The organism is Streptomyces sp. JH34, assembly GCF_029428875.1.
Classification (GTDB): domain Bacteria; phylum Actinomycetota; class Actinomycetes; order Streptomycetales; family Streptomycetaceae; genus Streptomyces.
The window spans coordinates 3,921,590-3,943,551 of record NZ_JAJSOO010000001.1 but is presented as its reverse complement, the minus strand read 5'-3'; the positions used below and the strand labels follow the sequence as shown (position 1 = coordinate 3,943,551).

General features: G+C 69.4%; 17 protein-coding genes and 1 pseudogene. 9 read left to right on the top strand and 9 right to left on the bottom strand.

Going from position 1 to position 21,962, the window contains the following annotated elements; translation table 11 throughout:
* Positions 1-35: 35 nt before the first annotated feature.
* Positions 36-2,546 carry a DEAD/DEAH box helicase gene (locus tag LWJ43_RS17570; protein WP_277333183.1) on the top strand — a complete coding sequence of 837 codons (2,511 nt, stop codon included), beginning with the start codon at positions 36-38 and terminating at the stop codon, positions 2,544-2,546.
* Between the two features lie 137 nt (positions 2,547-2,683).
* On the opposite strand, the pseudogene LWJ43_RS33075 reads toward LWJ43_RS17570, so the two are convergent.
* From LWJ43_RS33075 to ssd, 7 genes and pseudogenes are all read right to left on the bottom strand, one after another.
* A pseudogene (locus LWJ43_RS33075) lies at positions 2,684-2,881 on the bottom strand (Rv3654c family TadE-like protein); the annotation flags it as partial.
* Between the two features lie 83 nt (positions 2,882-2,964).
* Positions 2,965-3,363, bottom strand: coding sequence for a TadE family type IV pilus minor pilin (locus tag LWJ43_RS17560; protein WP_277333182.1), 399 nt, complete (start codon positions 3,361-3,363; stop codon positions 2,965-2,967).
* Positions 3,350-3,586: a DUF4244 domain-containing protein gene (locus LWJ43_RS17555; protein WP_277335915.1), complete on the bottom strand. Its 237-nt coding sequence runs from the start codon at positions 3,584-3,586 to the stop codon at positions 3,350-3,352. The genes LWJ43_RS17560 and LWJ43_RS17555 overlap by 14 nt, the downstream gene beginning before the upstream one ends.
* 275 nt (positions 3,587-3,861) lie before the next feature.
* Positions 3,862-4,674 (bottom strand): type II secretion system F family protein, encoded by an 813-nt coding sequence (locus LWJ43_RS17550; RefSeq protein WP_462100889.1) that lies wholly within the window; start codon positions 4,672-4,674, stop codon positions 3,862-3,864.
* Complete coding sequence (locus tag LWJ43_RS17545) at positions 4,671-5,513, bottom strand: type II secretion system F family protein (protein WP_385447981.1); 843 nt, start codon at positions 5,511-5,513, stop codon at positions 4,671-4,673. The genes LWJ43_RS17550 and LWJ43_RS17545 overlap by 4 nt, the downstream gene beginning before the upstream one ends.
* A gap of 23 nt (positions 5,514-5,536) precedes the next feature.
* On the bottom strand, positions 5,537-6,685 hold the full coding sequence (locus LWJ43_RS17540; RefSeq protein ID WP_277333181.1) for a TadA family conjugal transfer-associated ATPase: 1,149 nt from the start codon (positions 6,683-6,685) through the stop codon (positions 5,537-5,539).
* Entirely contained in the window at positions 6,682-7,806 is a 1,125-nt protein-coding gene (ssd, locus tag LWJ43_RS17535; protein ID WP_277333180.1) for a septum site-determining protein Ssd, read from the bottom strand. The genes LWJ43_RS17540 and ssd overlap by 4 nt, the downstream gene beginning before the upstream one ends.
* Positions 7,807-8,320: 514 nt before the next feature.
* On the opposite strand from ssd, the gene LWJ43_RS17530 reads away from it, so the two are divergent.
* Positions 8,321-9,160 (top strand): HAD family hydrolase, encoded by an 840-nt coding sequence (locus LWJ43_RS17530; protein WP_277333179.1) that lies wholly within the window; start codon positions 8,321-8,323, stop codon positions 9,158-9,160.
* A 459-nt stretch (positions 9,161-9,619) separates the two neighbouring features.
* Here LWJ43_RS17530 and LWJ43_RS17525 read toward each other — a convergent pair whose 3' ends face one another.
* On the bottom strand, positions 9,620-10,444 hold the full coding sequence (locus LWJ43_RS17525) for a Fic family protein (protein WP_277333178.1): 825 nt from the start codon (positions 10,442-10,444) through the stop codon (positions 9,620-9,622).
* A gap of 102 nt (positions 10,445-10,546) precedes the next feature.
* Between LWJ43_RS17525 and LWJ43_RS17520 the strand changes: the two genes are divergently transcribed.
* A complete protein-coding gene (locus tag LWJ43_RS17520) occupies positions 10,547-11,542 on the top strand; it encodes an ATP-binding protein (RefSeq protein WP_277333177.1) in 996 nt (331 codons plus the stop codon).
* A 20-nt stretch (positions 11,543-11,562) separates the two neighbouring features.
* Here LWJ43_RS17520 and LWJ43_RS17515 read toward each other — a convergent pair whose 3' ends face one another.
* Entirely contained in the window at positions 11,563-12,876 is a 1,314-nt protein-coding gene (locus LWJ43_RS17515; RefSeq protein WP_277333176.1) for a polysaccharide deacetylase family protein, read from the bottom strand.
* A 297-nt stretch (positions 12,877-13,173) separates the two neighbouring features.
* Between LWJ43_RS17515 and LWJ43_RS17510 the strand changes: the two genes are divergently transcribed.
* The 6 genes from LWJ43_RS17510 (at position 13,174) to LWJ43_RS17485 (ending at position 21,624) form a co-directional block, all read left to right on the top strand.
* A complete protein-coding gene (locus tag LWJ43_RS17510; protein ID WP_277333175.1) occupies positions 13,174-15,690 on the top strand; it encodes a SulP family inorganic anion transporter in 2,517 nt (838 codons plus the stop codon).
* A gap of 242 nt (positions 15,691-15,932) precedes the next feature.
* Positions 15,933-17,891: an acetate--CoA ligase gene (gene acs / locus LWJ43_RS17505; protein WP_277333174.1), complete on the top strand. Its 1,959-nt coding sequence runs from the start codon at positions 15,933-15,935 to the stop codon at positions 17,889-17,891.
* Between the two features lie 440 nt (positions 17,892-18,331).
* Positions 18,332-19,771 carry a Na+/H+ antiporter NhaA gene (gene nhaA, locus LWJ43_RS17500; protein ID WP_277333173.1) on the top strand — a complete coding sequence of 480 codons (1,440 nt, stop codon included), beginning with the start codon at positions 18,332-18,334 and terminating at the stop codon, positions 19,769-19,771.
* Positions 19,772-19,810: 39 nt separating this feature from the next.
* The gene (locus tag LWJ43_RS17495; protein ID WP_277333172.1) at positions 19,811-20,341 is read left to right on the top strand and encodes a phage holin family protein; all 531 of its coding nucleotides are present in this window, start codon (positions 19,811-19,813) and stop codon (positions 20,339-20,341) included.
* Positions 20,338-21,315 carry an alpha/beta fold hydrolase gene (locus LWJ43_RS17490; protein WP_277333171.1) on the top strand — a complete coding sequence of 326 codons (978 nt, stop codon included), beginning with the start codon at positions 20,338-20,340 and terminating at the stop codon, positions 21,313-21,315. The genes LWJ43_RS17495 and LWJ43_RS17490 overlap by 4 nt, the downstream gene beginning before the upstream one ends.
* 105 nt (positions 21,316-21,420) lie before the next feature.
* Positions 21,421-21,624: a hypothetical protein gene (locus tag LWJ43_RS17485; RefSeq protein ID WP_277333170.1), complete on the top strand. Its 204-nt coding sequence runs from the start codon at positions 21,421-21,423 to the stop codon at positions 21,622-21,624.
* Positions 21,625-21,962: the final 338 nt, after the last annotated feature.

The following is a 21,962-nucleotide window of genomic DNA, read 5'->3' as shown; positions in this document are numbered from 1 at the left end:
CCCGACGGAGGCCAGGGGACGGATCGCCAGCCGCGATGGCATTCAATCACTTACCAGCAGCCATGCACGACGCCTTGGGGCCATTGTCCGTCACGCCAGTGACACACTCGATGCCGATGGCCAAGAATCACCGCCCCAGTCGACCACCCGGGAACACAGGCTCGCGCCCCTCTCCCGCAGTGGTTCTCGACCGGCTCGCCGCAGCGGCGGGCCGGGCAGCGCGCATCACTCATACGGAGCACTTGCCCCCGCGTGCGGGAACCCATGCCACCTGGCCTGATCGCATCCGGCCAGAAGTGATTTCTGCAATCGGCCGGGCCGGAATCGACCATCCGTGGACCCACCAGGCCGCCGCGGCCGAACACGCACTGGACGGCGAGTCCGTCGTGATCGCCACCGGAACGGCGTCCGGGAAGTCGCTCGCCTACCTCGCTCCGGTACTGAGTACCCTCCTCGACGGCTCCCATGCCCCGAACGGCCGTGGCACCACCGCCCTGTACCTGGCGCCCACCAAGGCTCTCGCCGCCGACCAGCGCCGCGCGGTGAAGGCTCTCGCGACGCCCCTCGGCTCCGCGATCCGGCCGGCGGTCTACGACGGGGACACGCCGGTCGAAGAACGCGAATGGGTGCGTCAGTACGCCAATTACGTCCTGACGAACCCCGACATGCTGCACAGGGGCATCCTCCCGTCCCACCCCCGGTGGGCCTCGTTCCTGCGTGCTCTCCGCTTCGTCGTGATCGACGAGTGCCACACCTACCGGGGCGTATTCGGCTCCCACGTCGCCCAGGTGCTGCGCCGCCTTCGCCGTCTATGCGCGCGCTACGGATCCGATCCCGTCTTCCTCCTGGCCTCCGCCACCTCGGCACAGCCGTCCGTCGCCGCGGGCCGCCTCACGGGCCTGCCCGTCAAGGAGGTCGCCGACGACGCCTCGCCCAGGGGAGAGATGGTCTTCGCCCTGTGGGAGCCGCCACTGACCGACCTGCACGGCGAGAAGGGGGCTCCGGTACGCCGTACGGCCACCGCCGAGACCGCCGACCTCCTGACCGACCTGACCGTCCAGGGCGTGCGCTCGGTCGCCTTCGTACGCTCCCGGCGGGGCGCCGAACTCATCTGCGTCATCGCCAAGGAGCGGCTCGCCGAGGTGGACCGCTCACTGCCCGGGCGCGTCGCCGCCTACCGAGGCGGTTACCTGCCCGAGGAACGCCGGGCACTGGAAAGAGCACTGCACTCCGGGGACCTGCTCGGACTGGCCGCCACGTCCGCCCTGGAACTCGGCATCGACGTCTCGGGGCTGGACGCCGTCGTCATCGCCGGCTATCCGGGCACCCGCGCCTCCCTCTGGCAGCAGGCGGGGCGAGCCGGACGCTCGGGACAGGGTGCCCTCGCCGTCCTCGTGGCGCGGGACGACCCGCTCGACACCTTCCTCGTCCACCATCCCGAGGCGCTGTTCGACCAGCCCGTGGAGTCGACCGTCCTGGACCCGGACAACCCCTACGTCCTCGCCCCGCACCTGTGCGCCGCTGCCGCCGAGATCCCCCTCACGGAAGCCGACATCGCGCTCTTCGGTCCCGCTGTGCCCGAGCTTCTGCCACAGCTGGAGGCCGCGAAACTGCTGCGCAGGCGGACGACGGGCTGGCACTGGACGCGCCGTGAACGCGCAGCCGACCTCACCGACATCCGAGGCGGGGGCGGCCGTCCGGTCCAGATCGTCGAGACGGGCACCGGCCGACTGCTGGGAACCGTTGACGAAGCAGCCGCGCACACCTCAGTCCACGAGGGCGCCGTCCACCTCCACCAGGGCCGGACCTACCTGGTCCGAACCCTCGATCTGGAGGACTCGGTGGCCTTGGTGGAGGAAGCCGTCCCTCCCTACTCCACCAACGCCCGCGACACGACGGCGATCTCCGTGCTGGAAACCGACACCGAGATCCCGTGGGGTGACGGACGGCTCTGCTTCGGCTCCGTCGAGGTAACCAACCAGGTCGTCTCCTTCCTGCGCCGCAGGCTGATCACCGGAGAGGTCCTGGGCGAGACCAAACTCGACCTGCCGCCGCGCACCCTGCGTACCCGCGCCGTGTGGTGGACGGTCACCGAGGACCAGCTGGACGCCGCCCGGATCAGCCCGGAGATCCTCGGAGGCGCCCTGCACGCAGCGGAACACGCATCCATCGGGATGCTGCCGCTCTTCGCCACCTGCGACCGCTGGGACATCGGTGGTGTCTCCGTTCCCCTGCACCCCGACACGCTCCTTCCCACGGTGTTCGTCTACGACGGCCACCCCGGTGGCGCCGGTTTCGCGGAGCGCGCCTTCCACACGGCACGCACCTGGCTCGCCGCTACGCGTCAGGCCATCGCGTCCTGCGAGTGCGATGCGGGCTGCCCGTCCTGCATCCAGTCCCCCAAGTGCGGCAACGGCAACGAACCTCTGCACAAACGGGGCGCGGTACGTCTCCTGACCGAACTACTCAGGACGGCGCCGCCGGGACCCGGGGAGGTACGCCCGGCCGACGGCGCGGAGGACGCGCGACCTGGCGACGCCGACTGAGGAATGTCAGGTGCGGCCGCGTTTCCCTGGCGAACGACCGCGCCGACGACACCACCGGGGGAGGACAACGCCTGTGGGGGTCCTGCTCTCGACCTGACCTCGGGTGCGTAGGGGCCGAAGCGCGCACGAGCCGTCACGTCGGCGATCTCACCTCGAACCCCGCAGCGCACGATCTCCGCTCCTTGGGACACAGCGACCTCGGTGGCCGCCCCGCACGCCGCCTGCGCGCCCCGCAATGCCTGATCGGCCGCGGCAAGCGCCGCCAGGTCCGCCGCGCCGCCGGCCCTGTGACGGGCGGCCACGGCCTGGCCGAGCGCGAGTACGGTCGCGAACACCGCGCAGAGTGTCGCTGTCGTGACCGCCACCCAGACGGTCGCCAGCCCTCGGTCTCCAGGACCCTCTCCTCTCCCCCTCCACGTCACGGTTTCGCCCCCACGCTGTCCTCCGCCCCCACGCCGTCCTCCGCCATGGCGACCGCCTCAGCGCTCAGGGTCAGAGCCAGCGGTCCCGGCCCCGGCGTCGGCGCCTCCACCCGGACCCGCCACAGCTCCCCTGCACGCTCCACGGCGACCTGGGCCCTGTCAGGCGCCGCCTCCCGCGCCGCGGACCGCACCGCGGCGTCAGGCTCGGACCGGGCCGCCGCCCGCGCTCCGGCGCGCGCTGCATCCACACAGCGGATCTGGTCCGCCGCGGCCACCAGCGCCCAGACCAGAGCGAAAACGAACGCCACAAGCACGGTGAGGGCCATCGCGGCCTCCGCCGTCACCGCGCCCCGGTCTCCGCTCCCGCGCCCGCGCGCCCCCTCAGAACTTCGCACCGAGGGCGTCCTTGATCAGTGACTGCAGCGCGGACAGCACCGCCCCGCTGGTGACCACCTTGTAAAGCACAGCCGCGAACGCGCAGGCCGCGATGGTCCCCACCGCGTACTCGGACGTCGTCATCCCCCGGTCGGGGCCCCAGCAACGGGCACGCCTTCCGAACCGTGCCACCCATGCACGACGCAGAGCCCTAAGAGACCGTTCCATGAATTTCCCGCCCATTTCGACCGCCATTTCAACCCCCATGTCTCGGAAATCACGTTTGTTGCATCCGGAACTGTTAGTTCAGCGCTTCATTCGGGGCCTGCCCCGTCCTTTCCTCCGCTCGGAACCATTCAGCCGTCCGGTTCCGGCGCTCAGCCGACTCACGACTCGCGCGCAGAAATGACTCGGGCCCCGCCGAGATCCGCCTCTGACCCCGCCGAGAAACGGGCCCCGCCCGTCACCGCAGCGGCCCGCACCAGAGCGGGCTTGGTGCCTCATGGCGCAGCTGAGCCTCAGCCGCTTCGCGAGAGGCCGGTCGCCAGCCCGATCACCACCGGCGCCACTCCCACCGCGAGGAAGGCGGGCAGGAAGCAGAGCCCCACCGGAGCGGTGATCAGCACCCCTGCACGCTGCGCACGCGCCACAGCCGCGCTCGCCCGTTCGGCGCGTATCTCCTCGGCCAGCCTGGAGACCGGCTCCGCCGCAGGTGCCCCTGTCGACGTGGCGCGTGCCAGGCAACGGGCCAGCGGCGCCGCACCCGGCAACTCCCCGAACCGGCGCCAGGCCTCGTCCGGTTCACCACCGAGGAAAATCTCGGCCGCAGTGCGAGTCAGCCGCTCGCCGACCGGACCGGCAACCGACTCCCCGACCGCCTCCGCCGCCTCCCGCGGTCCGGCACCCGCCGAAAGGCAGGAGGCCAGGAGGTCTGCGGTGATCGGCAGTTGCCGCGCGATCAGAGCGGCCTCGGCTTCGTGGCCGGCCGGGTCACGCCCCCTCGCTGAGCGCCACCACCGGCGCACCCCGTATGCCGCCAGGAGGCCGGCCCCGCATCCGGCGACCCCGCCGACAAGGACCCAGCCGGCCGCCCAGACGGCCAGGAGCACCGCCCACAGACGCACAGAGTCCCGGCACCGCGCCCACCGGCCCAGCCGCCCCCGTATCCGCTTGCCCGCACTGGTATTGGTCAGCCGCGCCCCCCGCCTGCGTACGCACCGCTCGTGTCGTCGGCCGGTCATCACGAGGGTGAGGTAGACGGCTGTGCCCAGCGCCGCCCCCAGCCATCCGGCCGTCGTCAGCCATTCCCCCGGGGCGGGCATCAAGCTCATCCCGCCTCCCCCGCCCGCACGATCCGCGATGCCCAGAACAGACCCGCGGCCTCCAGAAGGCCGCCGGCCACCAGGCAGACGAGTCCGCCCGGGCTGTGCAGCAGAACCCTCAGCGGGTCCGCTCCGAGTGCCGCCCCCAGCCCCAGCCCCAGCACCGGCAGCAACGCCAGTACCACCACCGTCGACCACGCTCCGGCCAGCTGTGCCCGCAACTCCTCCCGCTGCCTCCTTTCACCCCGCAGCGCGCCCTCCAGGCGGGCCAGACCTGCCCCGAGTCCGGCTCCGCCGTTAACAGCGACCCGCCAACAGGCCGCCATCCCCGCGAGACCGTCGAGGCCCAGCCCGGTCGATGCCTGCAGCAGGGCAGCCGGGACATCTCCGCCGAACCGCGCGGCGGCCAGCACGGCGGGCTCGGAAGCGCCCAGCGCGTCGGCGTCCCGCGCGACAGCCAGCAAGGCCTGCCCGGGCTCACGCCCGGCACGCAACTCGCCGATCACCGCCCCACAGAGCGCCGTCACCGCCTGGGCCGCCTTCTCGCGCTCGCGCCGTCGTTTCCGACTTCTCAGCCAACGCCTCGCGAGAGGGACCGCCACAGCGCCCGCGAGCAGTGGCAGCACCGATTCGCCCAGCACGGCGAGCAGGACCGCCACAGGGGCACACAGCCATTCCCGGCGTCGGTCGAAGAGGCTGTGAAGCGTGGCCCATGCCGCCGGCCCCCACGGCTCCCTCCGCCCCCGGGCCATCAAGGCACGAGCCCGCCGAGGTCCTGGGTCCCGTGCCACGACGAGCCCGCCCGCCAGACCGGTGAGACCTGCCATGGCCCACTCCGGCACGTGCATCAGCGCGTACGAGCCCGTGACCGTCACAGCTCCTCCCCGACCAACGCGCCGAGCCGCTCCCAGCCCCGTTCCGGAAGGAACCCGCGGGCGCTCCAGCTGAGCGCCGGCACGGTGACGACCACGCCTGCGGAATCGCGCTCGAGCACGTGGACTTCGGCCAGACGCCGCTGCCCGCTCCTGTCCCGTACGAGGTGGACGACGACGGAGAGCGCGGCGGCCAGCTGACTGTGCAAAGCCGCCCGGTCCAGGCCTGCAGCCGTCCCCAGAGCCTCCAGACGCGCCGGCACATGCTCGGCGGCGTTGGCGTGGACCGTGCCGCACCCGCCTTCGTGCCCGGTGTTGAGCGCGGCCAGTAGCTCAGTCACCTCGGCGCCCCGGACCTCTCCCACCACCAGGCGGTCAGGTCGCATGCGCAACGCCTGGCGTACGAGATCCCGCAGCGTCACCCGCCCGGCGCCTTCCTGATTCGCGGGACGCGACTCCAGCCGCACGACATGCGGATGATCCGGTCGCAGTTCCGCCGAATCCTCGGCGAGCACGATCCGCTCCCTCTCGCCGACCGCTCCCAGCAGACTCGACAACAGGGTCGTCTTGCCCGCGCCGGTTCCCCCGCTGATCAGGTACGAGACCCTGGCCTCGACCAGCGCCTTCAGCAGCCGGTCACCGCCGGGCGGGACCGTGCCCGCCGCCACGAGCTCCCCCAGCGTGAAGGCCTTGGGCCGCACCACACGCAACGAGAGGCACGTCGAGCCGACGGACACCGGTGGCAGGACCGCGTGCATGCGTGTTCCGTCCGGCAGCCTGGCATCCACCCACGGCCGGGCGTCGTCCAGTCGGCGCCCGGCCACCGCGGCGAGCCTCTGAGCCAGCCTCCGGACGGCAGCCGCATCCTGGAACACGACCCGGGTCAACTCGAGTCCACCGCCGCGGTCCACCCATACCCGGTCCGGAGCCGACACCAGCACATCGGTCACCGCCGGGTCGGAGAGCAACCGCTCCAGCACGCCTGTGCCGACCAGTTCGCCACGCAGTTCCTCCGCCGCGCCGAGGACTTCCGCGTCACCGAGCAACCGGCCCTGCTCCCTCAGAGCGGCTGCCACCCCGGCCGGAGTGGGTGCCACACCGCTGCGGGCCAGTCTCTGGCGCACGGCATCGAACAACGCGTCGGTCATCGCGCACCTCCCACCCGAGGCCGGGCGGGACCGCTGTCCGGGCACGCCGGGGCATCCGCCAGTTCCCAGAAGGCCGCGCAGAAGCGCGCCAGCGCCCCGTGGGGATTCCCGCCCGGGGGCGCACCGCTGTCCTGGGCCGAAGCCAACCCGGCTTCCGTGGGCAGATCGCCGACGAGTGGCATCCCCAGAGCCTGTGCCACCCAGTGCTCGTCCAGACCTGCCGCGTAGGGGCCCCGGGCGACGACCCGCAGGTCCTTCAGCACCAGGCGGGCCGACGACGCCACTCGTTGCGCTGCCGCGACAGCTCTGAGCTCCCCGGGCACGACCAGCAGTCCGACATCCAGTTGCGCCAAGGCCTCTGCCACGCTTTCGTCGACCCTTCGCGGCAGATCGACGACCACCACACCGCCGAGTCGCCGCGCTGCGGCGAGAACCGACCGCATGGCCTGCGGTGGAACGGCCACCTCGTCGTCCCGGCCCCAGCTGAGCACCCGCAGCCCGTGCAACGCCGGCAGGGACTCCTCAAGCGCCCCTCCGCCCACTCGCCCCTTCGAACGGGCGAAATCCGGCCACCGCAACCCCTCGGACGCCTCGCCGCCCAGCAGCACGTCGATCCCGCCGCCCAGGGGGTCGCCGTCGATCAGCATGGTCCGCCGCCCCGACCTCGCCCCCGTCACGGCAAGCGCACAGGCCAGCGTGGACGCGCCCGAGCCGCCGCGTCCTCCCATCACCCCCACGGTGAGAGCGGACCTGCCCACACCTTCCACCGCGTTGGCGATCTGGTCGACGAGCCACCCTTCGGAATCGGGCAGCCGAAGCACGTATTCGGCCCCGATCTCCACCGCGCGTCGCCATACATCGGGATCGTCCTGATCCCTGCCGACGAGCATCACCCCCGGCCTGCGGGTCAGCCCGCGGCACATACGCGCCGCGTCGTCGCCCACCAGAATCATCGGGGCCCGCTCCCAGCCTCCCCTCTCTCCCGGAGGGCCTTGATGGACTTCTGGAACCGCACCGGCTGCCGCACACAACCTGAGCAGATCGTCCAGCAACTCGGCGTCCTCGGTCACGATCAGCGGTCCGGTCCGACGCTCTTCGACGCTCGTCGCGCCTTCGCCCATCAAAGATCCAGCCACGCTCTCCGCCTCTCTCACTGCCCCTTCGGTGCGGTTTCGCGGCGATCTCGAACGCTTCCGAGAGACGCGATTCCGGAACCCGCGGACTTCGCGGGTGGAATCAACATGCAGCGGCACGGAAAAACTTGTGGATCTTGCTCACAAACTGTGGACAACTCCGGCGTTGTGAATAACTCGGTAGCCCGTCCAGGGGGATTTCACAGCGAAGCACTTCCACTACGCACAGTGACGGCGGCAGAGTGGGCACGACCCCGCGAGAGGCGACCAACGGTGACCGGCAGAGGGGAGAGCACCTCGACCCTCTGCCGACAAAACGCATCCGGACATGCGACGACCCCCGCCGGGGGGGAGAGCGGGGGTCGTCCCCACGGCCGACTCGGGGGGGGAGGAGTCGGACCGGGTTAGCACGGTCGCGAACGATCCGTGACTTCAATGGTGTACCCGAGCACCTTCTCAAGCAAACCCACCGGCCGGACTTTACGCCGAATGGCGGGCCCCTATGCTCACCTTTGTGGAAAACTGCTTCTCGCCGCGTACAGCAGCCTTCTTTGACCTGGACAAGACGGTCATTGCGAAGTCATCGACACTGACCTTCAGCAAGTCCTTCTACCAAGGCGGGCTGATCAACCGACGCGCTGTACTGCGCACCGCGTACACACAGTTCGTGTTCCTTGCCGGAGGTGCCGATCACGACCAGATGGAGCGGATGCGCGAATACCTCTCCGCGCTCTGCAAGGGGTGGAACGTCCAACAGGTCAAGGACCTCGTCGCCGAAACCCTGCACGACCTGATCGACCCGATCATCTACGACGAGGCCGCGACCCTCATCGAGGAGCACCACACCGCGGGACGCGATGTAGTGATCGTTTCGACCTCGGGCGCCGAAGTCGTCGAACCTATCGGGGAACTGCTCGGCGCGGACAGAGTGGTGGCGACCCGGATGGTGGTGGGCGACGACGGCTGCTTCACGGGCGAAATCGAGTACTACGCCTACGGCCCCACCAAGGCCGAGGCGATCAAGGCCCTCGCCGAATCGGAGGGGTACGACCTCTCGCGCTGCTACGCGTACAGCGACTCCGCGACCGACGTACCGATGCTCGAGTCCGTCGGATACCCGCATGCCGTCAACCCGGACCGGCCCCTGCGGCGCGAGGCGACACTCAGGGAGTGGCCGATTCTCGTCTTCGACCGACCTGTGCGGCTCAAGCAGCGGCTGCCCGAGTTCTCGATGCCGCCCCGCCCTGCACTGGTGGCCGCAGCCGCGCTGGGTGCGGCTGCCGTGACCGCGGGACTGGTCTGGTACGCCAACCGCCGCCGAGCCTCGGCGGTCATGACCTGACAGACCCGCACCGGTGGGATCGCCTCACGCCCGGGCCCGGCAATGCGATTCACCATCCACGCAATTGACCCTCCAGGAAATGTCCGACTCGACCTCATTCGCACGCGAAAGTAAAGAAATACGGCCAAGTCTTCCGCTCGCCCTGGCCCTGGAGTACAAAGGACTCAACGGCCCGCGAGACCAAGGACATCCGCGAGGATCACCTTTCACGCGCAGAAGGCCCCACGGACCGAGCACGGAAGTCGAGCACCCACGCGACGTCGACCCGTCGATTACGGGCCAGCCGCACCAGGTGACGGGCAAAGAACCCGGCCTGATGGGCGTACATCGAGGACGCTTGGTAACTGGGCGGACGTGCCAGCGGCGGTACCGGAACCGGTACCGCCGCAACCCTGTGCCGAGCCTCTTGGCGCACGCTCGCCACCCGGCACCGACAGGCAGCGCCGGAACGGCGAATCCCTAAGCGGCGCCGCGCTGCAGCGCTTCACACACCGCCGTCGACTCCCTGACTCCCAGTTCGACCGAGCGACCGCAGTGGGCGATCCAGGCGGCCATGCCTTCGGGGCTCCCCGACAGATACCCCCCGAACGCGGCGACGTAGGCCGCACGTCCCTGTTCAGCATGACCGACCTCGGCAGGACAGATCGACTTCGGGTCGAGCCCACTGCCGATCAGCACGATGCGCTCGGCGGTCCGGGCGACCAGACCGTTGTGCGACCCGAAGGGGCGCAGCGCCAGCAGTTCACCGTGCACCACCGAGGACATGACCAGCGCAGGTGCGGAGCTACCGGAAATGATCAGCTGCGATAGCCCCTCGAGTCGCCCGGACACCTCCTCCGCGCCGGGGACGGGGGCCTCGATCAGCGGCTCGTCGACCGGCTCACCGGCCACCCGGGGCCTGCCGACCGCGTCGTCAGGAGTCGCACCGCCGGCCGCCACCAGATGCAGCCGGGCCAGGACGCGAAGGGGGGACTGCCGCCAGATCGAGAGCAGTTGCCCCGCCTCCGCGGTGAGTCTCAGAGCGGCGCCGATGGTGCGAGCCTCGTCCTCGCCCCTGAAATCGGTGCGCCGGCGAACCTCCTCGAGATTCCAGTCGGCACCTGAGAGAGCGGCCGACCCGCGGGCTCCACGCAGGGCGGCCTCGGCGGTCACCTCATTACTGCGGCGCCGCATGACCCGGTGCCCGTAGACCCGGTCGACGGCCTTGCGTACGGAGTCCACCGCGTCAGCGACCCCCGGCAGGCCCCCCAGGGCGGCAAGCGGGTCCGAGGAAGTCGTACTCATAAGTAGGGAGGCTACGCGCCCCAGGTCCCGATGCCGCCAGGGAGTGGCGTTCTTCACGAACCGCGACAGCAGTGAGCGACCATGCGGCTACCCTAGGTGAATATGAAGATCGCTTTCGTGGGGAAGGGCGGCAGCGGCAAGACAACGCTGTCCTCGCTCTTCATCCGCCACCTCGCTGCCAATGAAGCCCACGTCGTCGCGGTGGACGCCGACATCAACCAGCACCTGGGCGCCGCCCTGGGCCTGAGGGAGGACGAGGCCGCCGCGCTGCCCGCCATGGGTGCCCAGCTGCCTCTCATCAAGGAATACCTCCGCGGGAGCAACCCCCGCATCACCTCCGCCGCGACGATGATCAAGACAACGCCGCCTGGGGAGGGGTCCCGCCTCCTGCGCGTCCGGGAGGACAACCCCGTCTACGACGCCTGCGCCCGCACGGTCCGTCTGGACGACGGAGAGATCAGGCTGATGGCCACCGGCCCGTTCACCGAGACCGATCTCGGCGTTGCCTGCTACCACTCCAAGGTCGGGGCGGTGGAGTTGTGCCTCAACCACCTGGTCGACGGTCAGGACGAGTTCGTGGTGGTCGACATGACGGCGGGATCGGACTCGTTCGCGTCGGGTATGTTCACTCGCTTCGACATGACCTTCCTGGTCGCCGAGCCGACCCGGAAGGGTGTCTCCGTCTACCGCCAGTACAAGGAGTACGCGCGGGACTTCGGCGTCGCACTGAAGGTCGTGGGCAACAAGGTGCAGGGCGAGGACGACCTGGACTTCCTGCGCTCCGAGGTCGGCGACGACCTTCTTGTCGGAGTCGGCCAGTCCGACTGGGTCAGGACGATGGAGAAGGGCCGTCCGGCTCCGTTCGAGCTGCTCGAGGCGGACAACCGGATGGCACTGCAAGCTCTGCAGAACGCCGCGGAGGATTCGTACGAGATGCGCGACTGGGAGCGTTACACCCGGCAGATGGTCCACTTCCATCTGAAGAACGCGGAGAGCTGGGGCAACGAGAAGACGGGCGCCGACCTGGCTGCCCAGGTCGACCCCGCCTTCGTCCTCCATGAACACCTCTCGGAGTCGAGCACCACGCAGCCGGCCTGAGCGATGCCGCAGGCCTGCCCCTAGTCCGCGTTCCCGCCGGCCGGCTGGTCCGCCGGCTTGGCGGGCACGGGGCTGCCCGCAGGCGTCTCAGCCGGGGCGGGACCCGCCAGGAACGCGGGCCAGCCCGGCTTCGGCGCCTGCCCCACCTTCAGCGTCCCGAGCTTGTCGAGGGTCGCGGGGTCCTGGGCGTCCAGCCAGTCGGCCAGGCGGCGGAAGGAGACGCATTGCACGTCCCGCTGGGTGCAGACCGTCTTGATCGTCTCCTCGATCGCGCGCATGTAAGTGCCACCGTTCCAGGATTCGAAGTGGTTGCCGATGATCAGCGGGGCTCGGTTCCCGTTGTAGGCACGGCTGAACGCCTGAAGCAGACCGTCCCGCATCTGGTTGCCCCAGTACTCGTGCTTGCCCGGGTCGCCCTGCGTCGTACCGGACTGGTTGAACATGAAGTTGTAGTCCATCGAGAGCGTCTCGAAGGCTCGTCCTGGTACCGGGACGAGTTGCAGGGGGAGATCCCAGATCCCGTCCTTCTTCATAGGCCAGACCTGATTGCCGACGCCACTGGAGTCATAGCGGAACCCCATGGTCCGCGCTGCCGCGACCATGTTCTTCTGCCCCTCCAGGCACGGGGTGCGGGCCCCGATCAGCTCCTTGTCGTAGTCGAAGGGGAGAGGCGCCTCACCCTTGAGGGCCGGGGCGTTGGTCTTCCAGCCCTTCACGAACGACTTCGCCTGGCTGATCTCGCTCTTCCACTCCTCCACCGACCAGGTGCCGACGCCCCCGTCCGGTCCGCAGAAGTGCCCGTTGAAGTGGGTGCCGATCTCGTTACCGTCCTGCCACGCGGAACGTAGCTCCGTGAGCGTGTGGCGGATTCCCTCGGTGTCGTTGAAACCGATGTCGGAGCGACCCGCCGAATGCTGGGGCGGTTCGTAGAGCCCCTTCTTCTCCTCGGGAAGGAGGTACACGCCACTGAGGAAGTACGTCATCGTGGCGTCGTACTTCTTCGCGACCGCACGGAAGTGCGAGAACAGCTTCTGACTGTCCTCGCCCGCGCCGTCCCACGAGAACACGACGAACTGCGGGGGCTTCTGGCCGGGCTTGAGGCGCTTGGCCACAGGAAGTTTCGGCTGTGCCCCAGTGAAGGCGGTGGAGCCGTCACCGATGAGGTTGACCGGCCCCTTCGGCGCCGCGGCAGGAGAGTTTCCCTCCGCGCCGGGCGCCGACTTCTCGCCGGCTCCGGGTGTGGCCCCGGTACCGGAGCCCGAGCAACCGGCCAGGCCGGCGACCAGAGCCGCGACCGCGGCACCCAGTGCGATCCGTTTCGTGGCGGCCATCATCCGTCCACCCTCTTCCTTGCAGGATTCGTGCGTTGAAGTGCCGACGCGGCGCCGTCAACCTCACACGCAGCCCGACGGATTCAGCACGACAAGCCGAATGAAAAGCTGATTATTCACTTGAAGGGGTGACGAGCTGGGCCATTTGCTCGAAAGCATGGACACCTTTCTTTACTCTCCATTACGATTCATTTACGGAGAGTTGGAAATCCCGCCGCTGTACCCCACCGCTGCACGCCGTACTGAACGGCCGCCGTCACTCACATTCCGCGACCGCGCTGCCCCGGAGGAGACGGGAACATGTCTGCCTGCGTCCCTACTCGCAACAACCACTCGTCCCGTAGTTCGCGCCCTTCGCGCGCCTCGGGAATCAAGCGTCCTCACAGTCCGCCACCACCGCCCCGCCACGGGCGCTTCCGCGTCTCGGGCGCGGATCTGTCCGCATCGATCACGGTCTTCCTGATCGCTGTTCCCATGTCGCTGGGTCTCGCCGTCGCCATGGACGCCCCGCTCGCCGCCGGCCTCGTCTCCGCGGCCATCGGCGGAATCGTCGCAGGGCTATTGGGCGGAACGCCGCTCCAGGTCAGCGGCCCGTCCGCCGGACTGACCGTAGTCACAGCCGAGTTGATCCAGATCTACGGCTGGCGCACCACGTGCGCGATCACCGTCGGGGCCGGACTTCTGCAGATTCTGCTGGGTTCACTGAGAGCAGCCCGTAGCGCACTCGCCGTCAGTCCGGCCATCGTGCACGGCACACTCGCGGGTATCGGCGTGGCCATCGCCCTCGCCCAGCTGCACATCGTGCTCGGCGGGGCACCGCAGAGCTCAGCCCTCGACAACGCCCTCTCGCTGCCCTCGCACCTGGCGCAGTCCGAGCCCGCTGCCCTCTTCATCGGGGCACTCACGATCCTCCTTCTCATCGTGTGGCCACGCCTGCCCGGACGGATCGGAAGATCGCTGGGCAGAATTCCCGCCGCGCTCGCCGCAGTGGTCATCGCCACGGCTGTGGCAGCTGCGGCGACACCCGGAATCGCCCGCGTGGACCTTCCTTCATGGCGCGCGCACGCACTGCCCGAGCTGCCACAGGGCCCGGTGACCGCACTGGCGACAGCGGTCTTCACGGTCATGCTCGTCGCCAGCCTCGAATCACTGCTCGCCGCGGTCTCCGTGGACAAGCTCGCTGCGGACCGGTCGACGGCAACACCCAAGGACGGAGCGCCACCTCCCGCACCGGTCAGACGATCCGACCTCGACCGGGAGCTACGGGCCCAGGGTGTCGCGAACGCGGTGTCGGGGCTGGCCGGAGGACTTGCCGTGTCCGGCGGCGCCGTGCGCAGTTCGGCGAACGTGCGGGCGGGCGCGGAGACCCGGGCCTCGACCGTGCTGCACGGAGTCTGGGTGCTGCTGGCTGCCTTGTTGCTGGTCACGGCCCTTGAGTGGATTCCCCTGGCCGCGCTCGCCGCCCTGGTGATGGTGGTCGGCATACAGATGGTCAGCTTCGCCCACATCCGCAAGGTCCACAGACACCGGGAGTTCCTGGTGTACGGCGCGACCATCAGCGGCGTGATCCTCGCCGGGGTGCTCGAGGGCGTGGCGATCGGCATCGTCGTGGCGGTCGCCGTCGCCCTGCACCGGCTGGCCCGCACCAGGATCACCGTGACGGAAGACGACGGCCGCTACCTGGTGACCGCTCGGGGGCAGCTGACCTTCCTGGCCGTCCCCCGGCTCAGCCGTCTGCTCGGAAGGCTCCCCCACGGAGTGGACGCCGTGGTCGAGTTGGACGGCTTCTTCATGGACCACGCGGCGTACGAGACCATCCAGGACTGGTGCACGGCGCAGACCGCGATGGGGGGCCACATCGAGTTCACCGGGCGCTCCGGCGGCCGGATCGCCGAACCGGCGTCGGCGGCCCATTCCTGCTGCCGTCCGTGGACACCATGGCGTAACCATCACTGCCACGACGGCGGACAGGGCGCCACGACAACCGCGGTCGCGGCCGCCGCCACCACGCATATCGTCTCGATGACCTCCCCCGCCGCTCCCCCCACAGGCTCGTCGAGCCGCCGGCACGGGGCCCACCGGCTTCTCAACGGACTCAGTTCCTTCCAGCGCACCACCGCCCCGCTCGTCCGTGAGGAGCTGGCCCGGCTGGCCGTCGAAGGGCAACGGCCCTCCCAGCTTTTCCTCACCTGCGCCGACTCCCGTCTGGTCACCAGCATGATCACCGCGAGCGGCCCGGGCGATCTCTTCACCGTGCGCAATGTCGGCAATCTGGTGCCACCGCCGGACGCCGAGGGCTCCACGGGCAAGGACGATTCCGTGGCCGCCGCGATCGAGTACGCGGTGGACGTGCTGGAAGTCGAATCCATCACCATCTGTGGGCACTCCGGATGCGGTGCCATGCAGGCCCTGTTGGGGGCAGGACCGGAGATGCCCCGGACGCCTCTGTGGCGCTGGCTGCGGCACGGGCTGCCGAGTCTGGAGCGCATGCGTTCCCGGCACCACTCCTGGGCGCGCATCGCCGGCCGTCTGCCCACCGACGCGGTGGAGCAGCTCTGTCTGACCAATGTGGTCCAGCAGTTGGAACACCTGCGTGCTCATGAGGCGGTCGCACGCAGACTGGCGGCAGGCACCCTGCAACTGCACGGCATGTACTTCCATGTCGGCGAGGCTCAGGCCTACCTGATGACTGAGGGCGCCAGTTCAGGAACGGGGCCCGATGAGGTCTTCGCTCGAGTCGCACCCGGCGCGGTGTGGGGTGCGGAGTCCGACGCGGGCGCACGGGAAACCGCACACGGCACCACGGTAGGTGCCTGAACCACTCACTCATTCAGTCCGTGAGACCTTGTGGTCCCGCCTTCGCACCGCGTAGCGCTGCTCGCGGAAGCGGGACCCGCCAGCCCCTGCGGGGCACAGGTCTAAACCAATTCCCGGCAGACACTTGTCACCTGGCCCGCAGCCTGATGAGCTGTCCTCCGGGACACAACGGACACCCTGGGAATGGGAGATGTCGTGAGCAACGAAAGTCTGGCCAATCTGCTCAAGGAGGAGACCGCAGCATGAGCGAGCCTTCCTCTCTCTCCAATCTGCTCAAGGAGGAGCGGCGGTTCGCACCGCCTGCCGATCTGGCCGCGAACGCCAACGTGACAGTGGAGGCGTACGAGCAGGCCGAGGCGGACAGGCTGGGCTTCTGGGCCGAGCAGGCCCGCCGCCTCACCTGGGTCACCGAGCCGACGGAGACGCTCGACTGGAGCAATCCGCCCTTCGCGAAGTGGTTCGCCGACGGCAAACTCAACGTCGCGTACAACTGCGTGGACCGTCACGTCGAGGCGGGCAACGGCGACCGGGTCGCGATCCATTTCGAGGGCGAGCCCGGCGACAGCCGCGCGATCACTTACGCGGAGCTGAAGGACGAGGTCTCCCGCGCGGCGAACGCGCTCACCGAACTCGGTGTGGGCAAGGGTGACCGGGTCGCGGTCTACCTGCCGATGATCCCTGAGGCCGCCGTGGCCATGCTGGCCTGCGCCCGCATCGGCGCAGCTCATTCGGTGGTCTTCGGCGGCTTCTCCGCGGATGCCATCGCCGCCCGTATCCAGGACGCCGACGCCAAGGTCGTCATCACGGCCGACGGCGGTTACCGCCGAGGGAAGCCCTCGGCGCTGAAGCCCGCCGTGGACGACGCCGTCTCCCGCATCGACACCGTCGAACATGTCCTCGTGGTCCGGCGCACCGGTCAGGACACCGCGTGGTCCGAGGGTCGGGACGTCTGGTGGCACGAGATCACCGGCAGGCAGTCGGCCGAGCACACTCCCGAGGCCTTCGACGCGGAGCAGCCCCTCTTCATCCTGTACACCTCGGGGACGACGGGTAAGCCCAAGGGAATCCTGCACACCTCCGGGGGTTACCTCACCCAGGCGGCGTACACCCACCACGCGGTCTTCGACCTCAAGCCCGAGACCGACGTGTACTGGTGCACCGCCGACATCGGCTGGGTGACCGGACACTCGTACATCGTCTACGGCCCGCTGGCCAACGGCGCGACGCAGGTCATGTACGAGGGCACGCCGGACACGCCCCACCAGGGACGCTTCTGGGAGATCGTCCAGAAGTACGGCGTCACGATCCTCTACACCGCGCCGACCGCGATCCGTACGTTCATGAAGTGGGGGGACGACATCCCCGCGAAGTTCGACCTGTCGTCCCTGCGTGTCCTGGGTTCGGTCGGCGAGCCGATCAATCCGGAGGCCTGGATCTGGTACCGCAAGAACATCGGTGCCGACGCCTGTCCGATCGTGGACACCTGGTGGCAGACCGAGACCGGCGCCATGATGATCTCGCCCCTCCCCGGTGTCACGGCGACCAAGCCCGGTTCGGCCCAGCGGGCCCTGCCCGGCATCTCCGCCACCGTGGTCGACGACGAGGCCAACGAGGTGCCGAACGGCGGGGGCGGCTATCTCGTCCTGACGGAGCCGTGGCCGTCGATGCTCCGCACCATCTGGGGGGACGACCAGCGCTTCATCGACACCTACTGGTCCCGCTTCGAGGGCAAGTACTTCGCGGGTGACGGTGCCAAGAAGGACGAGGACGGTGACATCTGGCTGCTCGGCCGGGTCGACGACGTCATGCTCGTGTCCGGGCACAACATCTCGACCACCGAGGTGGAGTCGGCGCTCGTGTCGCACCCCTCGGTCGCCGAGGCTGCCGTGGTCGGCGCCAACGACGAGACCACAGGTCAGGCCATCGTGGCCTTCGTGATCCTGCGTGGCACCGCCACAGCGTCCGAGGAACTGGTCGCCGAGCTGCGTAATCACGTCGGCACCACGCTCGGGCCGATCGCAAAGCCCAGGCGCGTCCTGCCGGTGGCCGAACTGCCGAAAACCCGGTCCGGCAAGATCATGCGCCGCCTGCTGCGGGACGTCGCCGAGAACCGCGAGCTGGGCGATGTCACGACGCTCACCGATTCCTCGGTCATGGCCCTCATCCAGACACAGCTGCCCTCCGCTTCGTCCGAGGACTAGAGCGGGAGAAGCGGGCAGGGCCGGCGAGAACGGTCCGGCCGGAAGGGCCGGCACAACAACGGTCGGGCCGGAAGTGCCGGCCCGGACGGTCGGGCAGAGCGTCCGCCCGCCCGTACGTCTTTGAGGGGCACCCGGAGCAATCCGGGTGCCCCTTCCCGGCCCTCATGGGCCGGGTACCCCTGGAACCGTTCGGAGGGCGGGTCGTCCGGGGAGGGGCAGAGGCAGACGATCTCCCGGAGTTCACCGCCGGGCGGTGGACAGCGGATCCGGATACGTTTCGGTACCCCGGGTACAGTGGTGATCTCGTCAGGCTGCGTGCGTCGGCAGGAAAACGTGCGCGCGGGTGCGTAAGCGCCGGTATACCGGGCGAGGACTCAGCGACAACGACATAGAAGTCTCCACAGGGGCGCCGGGAAGTCTGGTCGGCATGTGTATCCGCCATGCCGCCACTGCCGTCATCCCACCCGGAGGTCTCCCTCGTGGCCCCGCCCGTCACCCCTTCCGGCCGCCGCACCCTGCTCGGCCGTCTCTCTCTCCCCGAACGCAACTACGTCGCCGATGCCCTGCGCACGGAGACGGTGGGCGGCGTCATCCTGCTGGTGGCTGCAGTCGCCGCACTGGTCTGGGCCAACACCTTCGGCGCCGCGTACACCTCCGTCAGCGATCTCCACTTCGGCCCCGAGGCGCTGGGACTGCATCTCTCGGTGTCCCACTGGGCGGCGGACGGACTGCTCGCCGTGTTCTTCTTCGTGGCGGGCGTCGAGCTCAAGCGTGAACTGGTCGCCGGGGAACTCCGTGACCCTCGGGCCGCTGCCCTGCCCGTCGCGGCGGCGCTCTGCGGAATGGCCGTCCCCGCCGTCGTCTACACGGTGACCACGGTGCTGGGTGACGGGGCCCTGGCCGGCTGGGCCGTGCCCACCGCCACGGACATCGCGTTCGCGCTCGCCGTCCTCGCGGTCATCGGGACCTCGCTTCCTGCGGCGCTGCGCGCCTTCCTGCTGACGCTCGCAGTCGTCGACGACCTCTTCGCCATCCTCGTCATCGCGGTCTTCTTCACCGAGAGCATCGACTTCCTGGCGCTCGGCGGTGCGTTCCTCGGCCTGGCCGTGTTCTACGTGCTGCTGCGCACCGGCGTGCGGGGTTGGTGGATCTACCTACCGCTCGCCCTGGCCATCTGGGCGCTGATGTACAACAGCGGGGTCCACGCGACGATCGCGGGGGTCGCGATGGGACTCATGCTGCGCTGCACCCGGCGCGAGGGAGAGGCACGATCCCCCGGGGAACACATCGAGCACCTGGTGCGCCCGCTGTCGGCAGGTGTCGCCGTTCCGCTGTTCGCCCTCTTCTCCGCCGGTGTCACCCTCAAGGGCGATGCCCTGGCAGGCGTCTTCACCAGGCCCGAAACGCTCGGGGTGGTCCTCGGTCTGGTCGTGGGCAAGACTGTCGGCGTCTTCGGCGGTACCTGGCTCGTCACCCGCTTCACCAAGGCCGAGCTGAACAAGGACCTCGCCTGGGCGGATGTCTTCGCGGTGGCCACACTGGCCGGTATCGGCTTCACCGTTTCGCTGCTCATCGGGGAGCTGGCTTTCGCCGGCGACGAGGACATGATCAACGAGGTCAAGGCCGCGGTCCTCATCGGATCCCTGATTGCGGCCGTACTCTCCGGTGTACTACTCAAACTGCGGGTACGCAGATACAGAGCGCTGTACGAAGCCGAGGAACTCGACGCGGACGAATCGGGAGTACCCGACGTCTACGAACAGGACGACCCGGAGTACCACCTACGCATGGCCGCGATCCACGAACGCAAGGCGGCCGAGCACCGCCGCCTTGCCGAACGGGCGGGGGCAGCGAGCAGCAAGCCGGACAGTCCGGCATGATCTGACATCGGATGTACGGAAGAGGAGAGGGAGTCAGGGATGAGCGACCCCGGCAACTACGCGGGCAGCACCGACCGTAGTCTCGGACAGCTGTTCGCTTCGGCAACCGCTGAGATGTCCGCGCTGGTGCACGACGAGATCGCGCTGGCCAAGGCCGAGGTGCGTCAGGACGTCAAGCGCGGCGTGATCGGCAGCGTGGCGTTCATCGTCACGGGTGTGCTGATCCTGTTCGCGATCCCCGTGCTGAGTTTCGCCGCAGCTTACGGAATCCACAATCTCGGGCTCGGTCTCGCCTGGTCGTTCCTGATCGTGGGGGGTGCGTTCATCCTGCTGGGCGTACTGCTCGCCCTCTTCGGGCTCGCCAAGTTCAAGAAGGTCAAGCCGCCGGAGAAGTCCATCGCCTCGGCCAAGCAGACCGCGGCGGTCCTGCAGGGCGTCAAGCCGCACCCCCGCCCCGCCGTCGGCGCGCGCGCGATCGAGCAGGCACAGGGCAGCACCCTCTCCGACCGGGCCATCGAGAACCGTCCTGCCCAGGACAAGGCGCTCCCTGTGACACGCTCGTCCGCATGACCGACCCCGATTTCAGCACATCCGGTCCGGTGGGGCCGCTGGGACCGGCCGCCGGCTCCGGCGGTCCCGTCCGCATCGACGGACCCTGGACCCACCGCGATGTGGCGGCCAACGGCGCGCGTTTCCACATCGCCGAGATGGGCGACGGGCCTCTGGTGCTGTTGCTGCACGGTTTCCCACAGTTCTGGTGGACCTGGCGCCACCAGCTGACCGCTCTGGCCGACGCCGGTTACCGCGCGGTCGCGATGGACCTCCGCGGAGTCGGCGGCAGCGACCGTACGCCCCGGGGTTACGACCCCGCGAACCTGGCGCTCGACGTCACCGGCGTGATCCGCTCGCTCGGCGAGCCGGACGCGGCACTCGTGGGGCACGACATGGGCGGCTATCTCGCCTGGACGGCTGCCGTGATGCGGCCGAAGCTGGTGCGCCGGCTCGTGGTGTCGTCGATGCCGCATCCGCGCCGCTGGCGTTCCTCGATGCTCTCCGACCTCGCCCAGTCCCGGGCGGGCTCGCACATCTGGGGCTTCCAACGCCCCTGGGTCCCGGAGCGTCAGCTCGTCGCGGACGACGCGGCATCGGTCGCCCGGATGATCCGTGACTGGTCGGGACCACGCACGCAGGAGTTCCCCGACGACGCGACGGTGGACGTCTACCGCCGCGCGATGTGCATCCCGTCGACGGCGCACTGCTCGATCGAGCCGTACCGGTGGATGGTGCGTTCCCTGGCCCGTCCCGACGGCGTCCAGTTCAACCGGCGGATGAAACGCCCCGTGCGCGTACCGACGCTGCATCTCCACGGCTCGCTCGACCCGGCCGTCCGGACCCGCAGTTCCGCGGGGTCCGGCGAGTACGTCGAAGCACCGTACCGATGGCGACTTTTCGACGGTCTGGGGCACTTCCCCCACGAGGAGGATCCGGTCGGCTTCTCGACCGAACTCATCAACTGGCTCAAGGACCCTGAGCCCGACCGGTAGTCGAGCGGCACACGCGTCTGACGAACAGCCAATTGCCTGCCGCATAAGCCAATTGGCTGACTCACGCACGATTACCGACCTTGGGTCGGGGGCAGACGTCGGGGTATGGGCTGGACGCGCGACTTCAATGACGCAGCACGCAACCGCCGCTCGACCGCTCCTGCCGGTCCGAGCATTCACGAGGGGGGCGGCTCCCTGAGCCGGGTGCACGATGTGAGCGAATTCCATGATCTCCGGCTGGGCATCCCGCGCATTCTCCACCGCCGGGCCCGCTGGGTCTCGGCGCGCCTGCGCCATCCCCGTGGATGACACAGGGGCGGGCGGACGACACTCCACACGCCGGGAACCGGACCTTCGAGGCCCGGGGCCCGGCTCCTACACTCCGTGAACCTGCCTGCACGCGACACGGGTACGGCAGCGGCGGGCGGTGGCCCGGTGCCACTGGTCCCCGCCTGACAGCCACTTCGCACCACAGCCGCGCCGCACGGCAGTTGCGGCCCTCCGGCATCGCGGCCACCTGACAGTCAACGCCACAGGGCAGCCTCGCGCCTCACCCAGCGGACGTCACAACCGCTGCCCGCCGACGGCATTCCGCCGGCCCGCCCACGCCGTGCGCGGCCGCCCACGCCGTGCGCGGCCGTGCGCGG

Excerpts from the sequence above, each read along its gene's own strand:
- LWJ43_RS17495 (WP_277333172.1), top strand. The coding sequence starts at position 19,811 with ATGAGCGACCCCGGCAACTACGCGGGCAGCACCGACCGTAGTCTCGGA.
- ssd (WP_277333180.1), bottom strand. The coding sequence starts at position 7,806 with ATGGGCGAAGGCGCGACGAGCGTCGAAGAGCGTCGGACCGGACCGCTG.
- nhaA (WP_277333173.1), top strand. The coding sequence starts at position 18,332 with ATGCCGCCACTGCCGTCATCCCACCCGGAGGTCTCCCTCGTGGCCCCG.
- LWJ43_RS17550 (WP_462100889.1), bottom strand. The coding sequence starts at position 4,674 with ATGAGCTTGATGCCCGCCCCGGGGGAATGGCTGACGACGGCCGGATGG.
- acs (WP_277333174.1), top strand. The coding sequence starts at position 15,933 with ATGAGCGAGCCTTCCTCTCTCTCCAATCTGCTCAAGGAGGAGCGGCGG.
- LWJ43_RS17525 (WP_277333178.1), bottom strand. The coding sequence starts at position 10,444 with ATGAGTACGACTTCCTCGGACCCGCTTGCCGCCCTGGGGGGCCTGCCG.
- LWJ43_RS17540 (WP_277333181.1), bottom strand. The coding sequence starts at position 6,685 with ATGACCGACGCGTTGTTCGATGCCGTGCGCCAGAGACTGGCCCGCAGC.
- LWJ43_RS17490 (WP_277333171.1), top strand. The coding sequence starts at position 20,338 with ATGACCGACCCCGATTTCAGCACATCCGGTCCGGTGGGGCCGCTGGGA.
- LWJ43_RS17515 (WP_277333176.1), bottom strand. The coding sequence starts at position 12,876 with ATGATGGCCGCCACGAAACGGATCGCACTGGGTGCCGCGGTCGCGGCT.
- LWJ43_RS17520 (WP_277333177.1), top strand. The coding sequence starts at position 10,547 with ATGAAGATCGCTTTCGTGGGGAAGGGCGGCAGCGGCAAGACAACGCTG.
- LWJ43_RS17530 (WP_277333179.1), top strand. The coding sequence starts at position 8,321 with ATGCTCACCTTTGTGGAAAACTGCTTCTCGCCGCGTACAGCAGCCTTC.
- LWJ43_RS17485 (WP_277333170.1), top strand. The coding sequence starts at position 21,421 with ATGGGCTGGACGCGCGACTTCAATGACGCAGCACGCAACCGCCGCTCG.
- LWJ43_RS17555 (WP_277335915.1), bottom strand. The coding sequence starts at position 3,586 with ATGGGCGGGAAATTCATGGAACGGTCTCTTAGGGCTCTGCGTCGTGCA.
- LWJ43_RS17570 (WP_277333183.1), top strand. The coding sequence starts at position 36 with ATGGCATTCAATCACTTACCAGCAGCCATGCACGACGCCTTGGGGCCA.
- LWJ43_RS17545 (WP_385447981.1), bottom strand. The coding sequence starts at position 5,513 with ATGCACGTGCCGGAGTGGGCCATGGCAGGTCTCACCGGTCTGGCGGGC.
- LWJ43_RS17510 (WP_277333175.1), top strand. The coding sequence starts at position 13,174 with ATGTCTGCCTGCGTCCCTACTCGCAACAACCACTCGTCCCGTAGTTCG.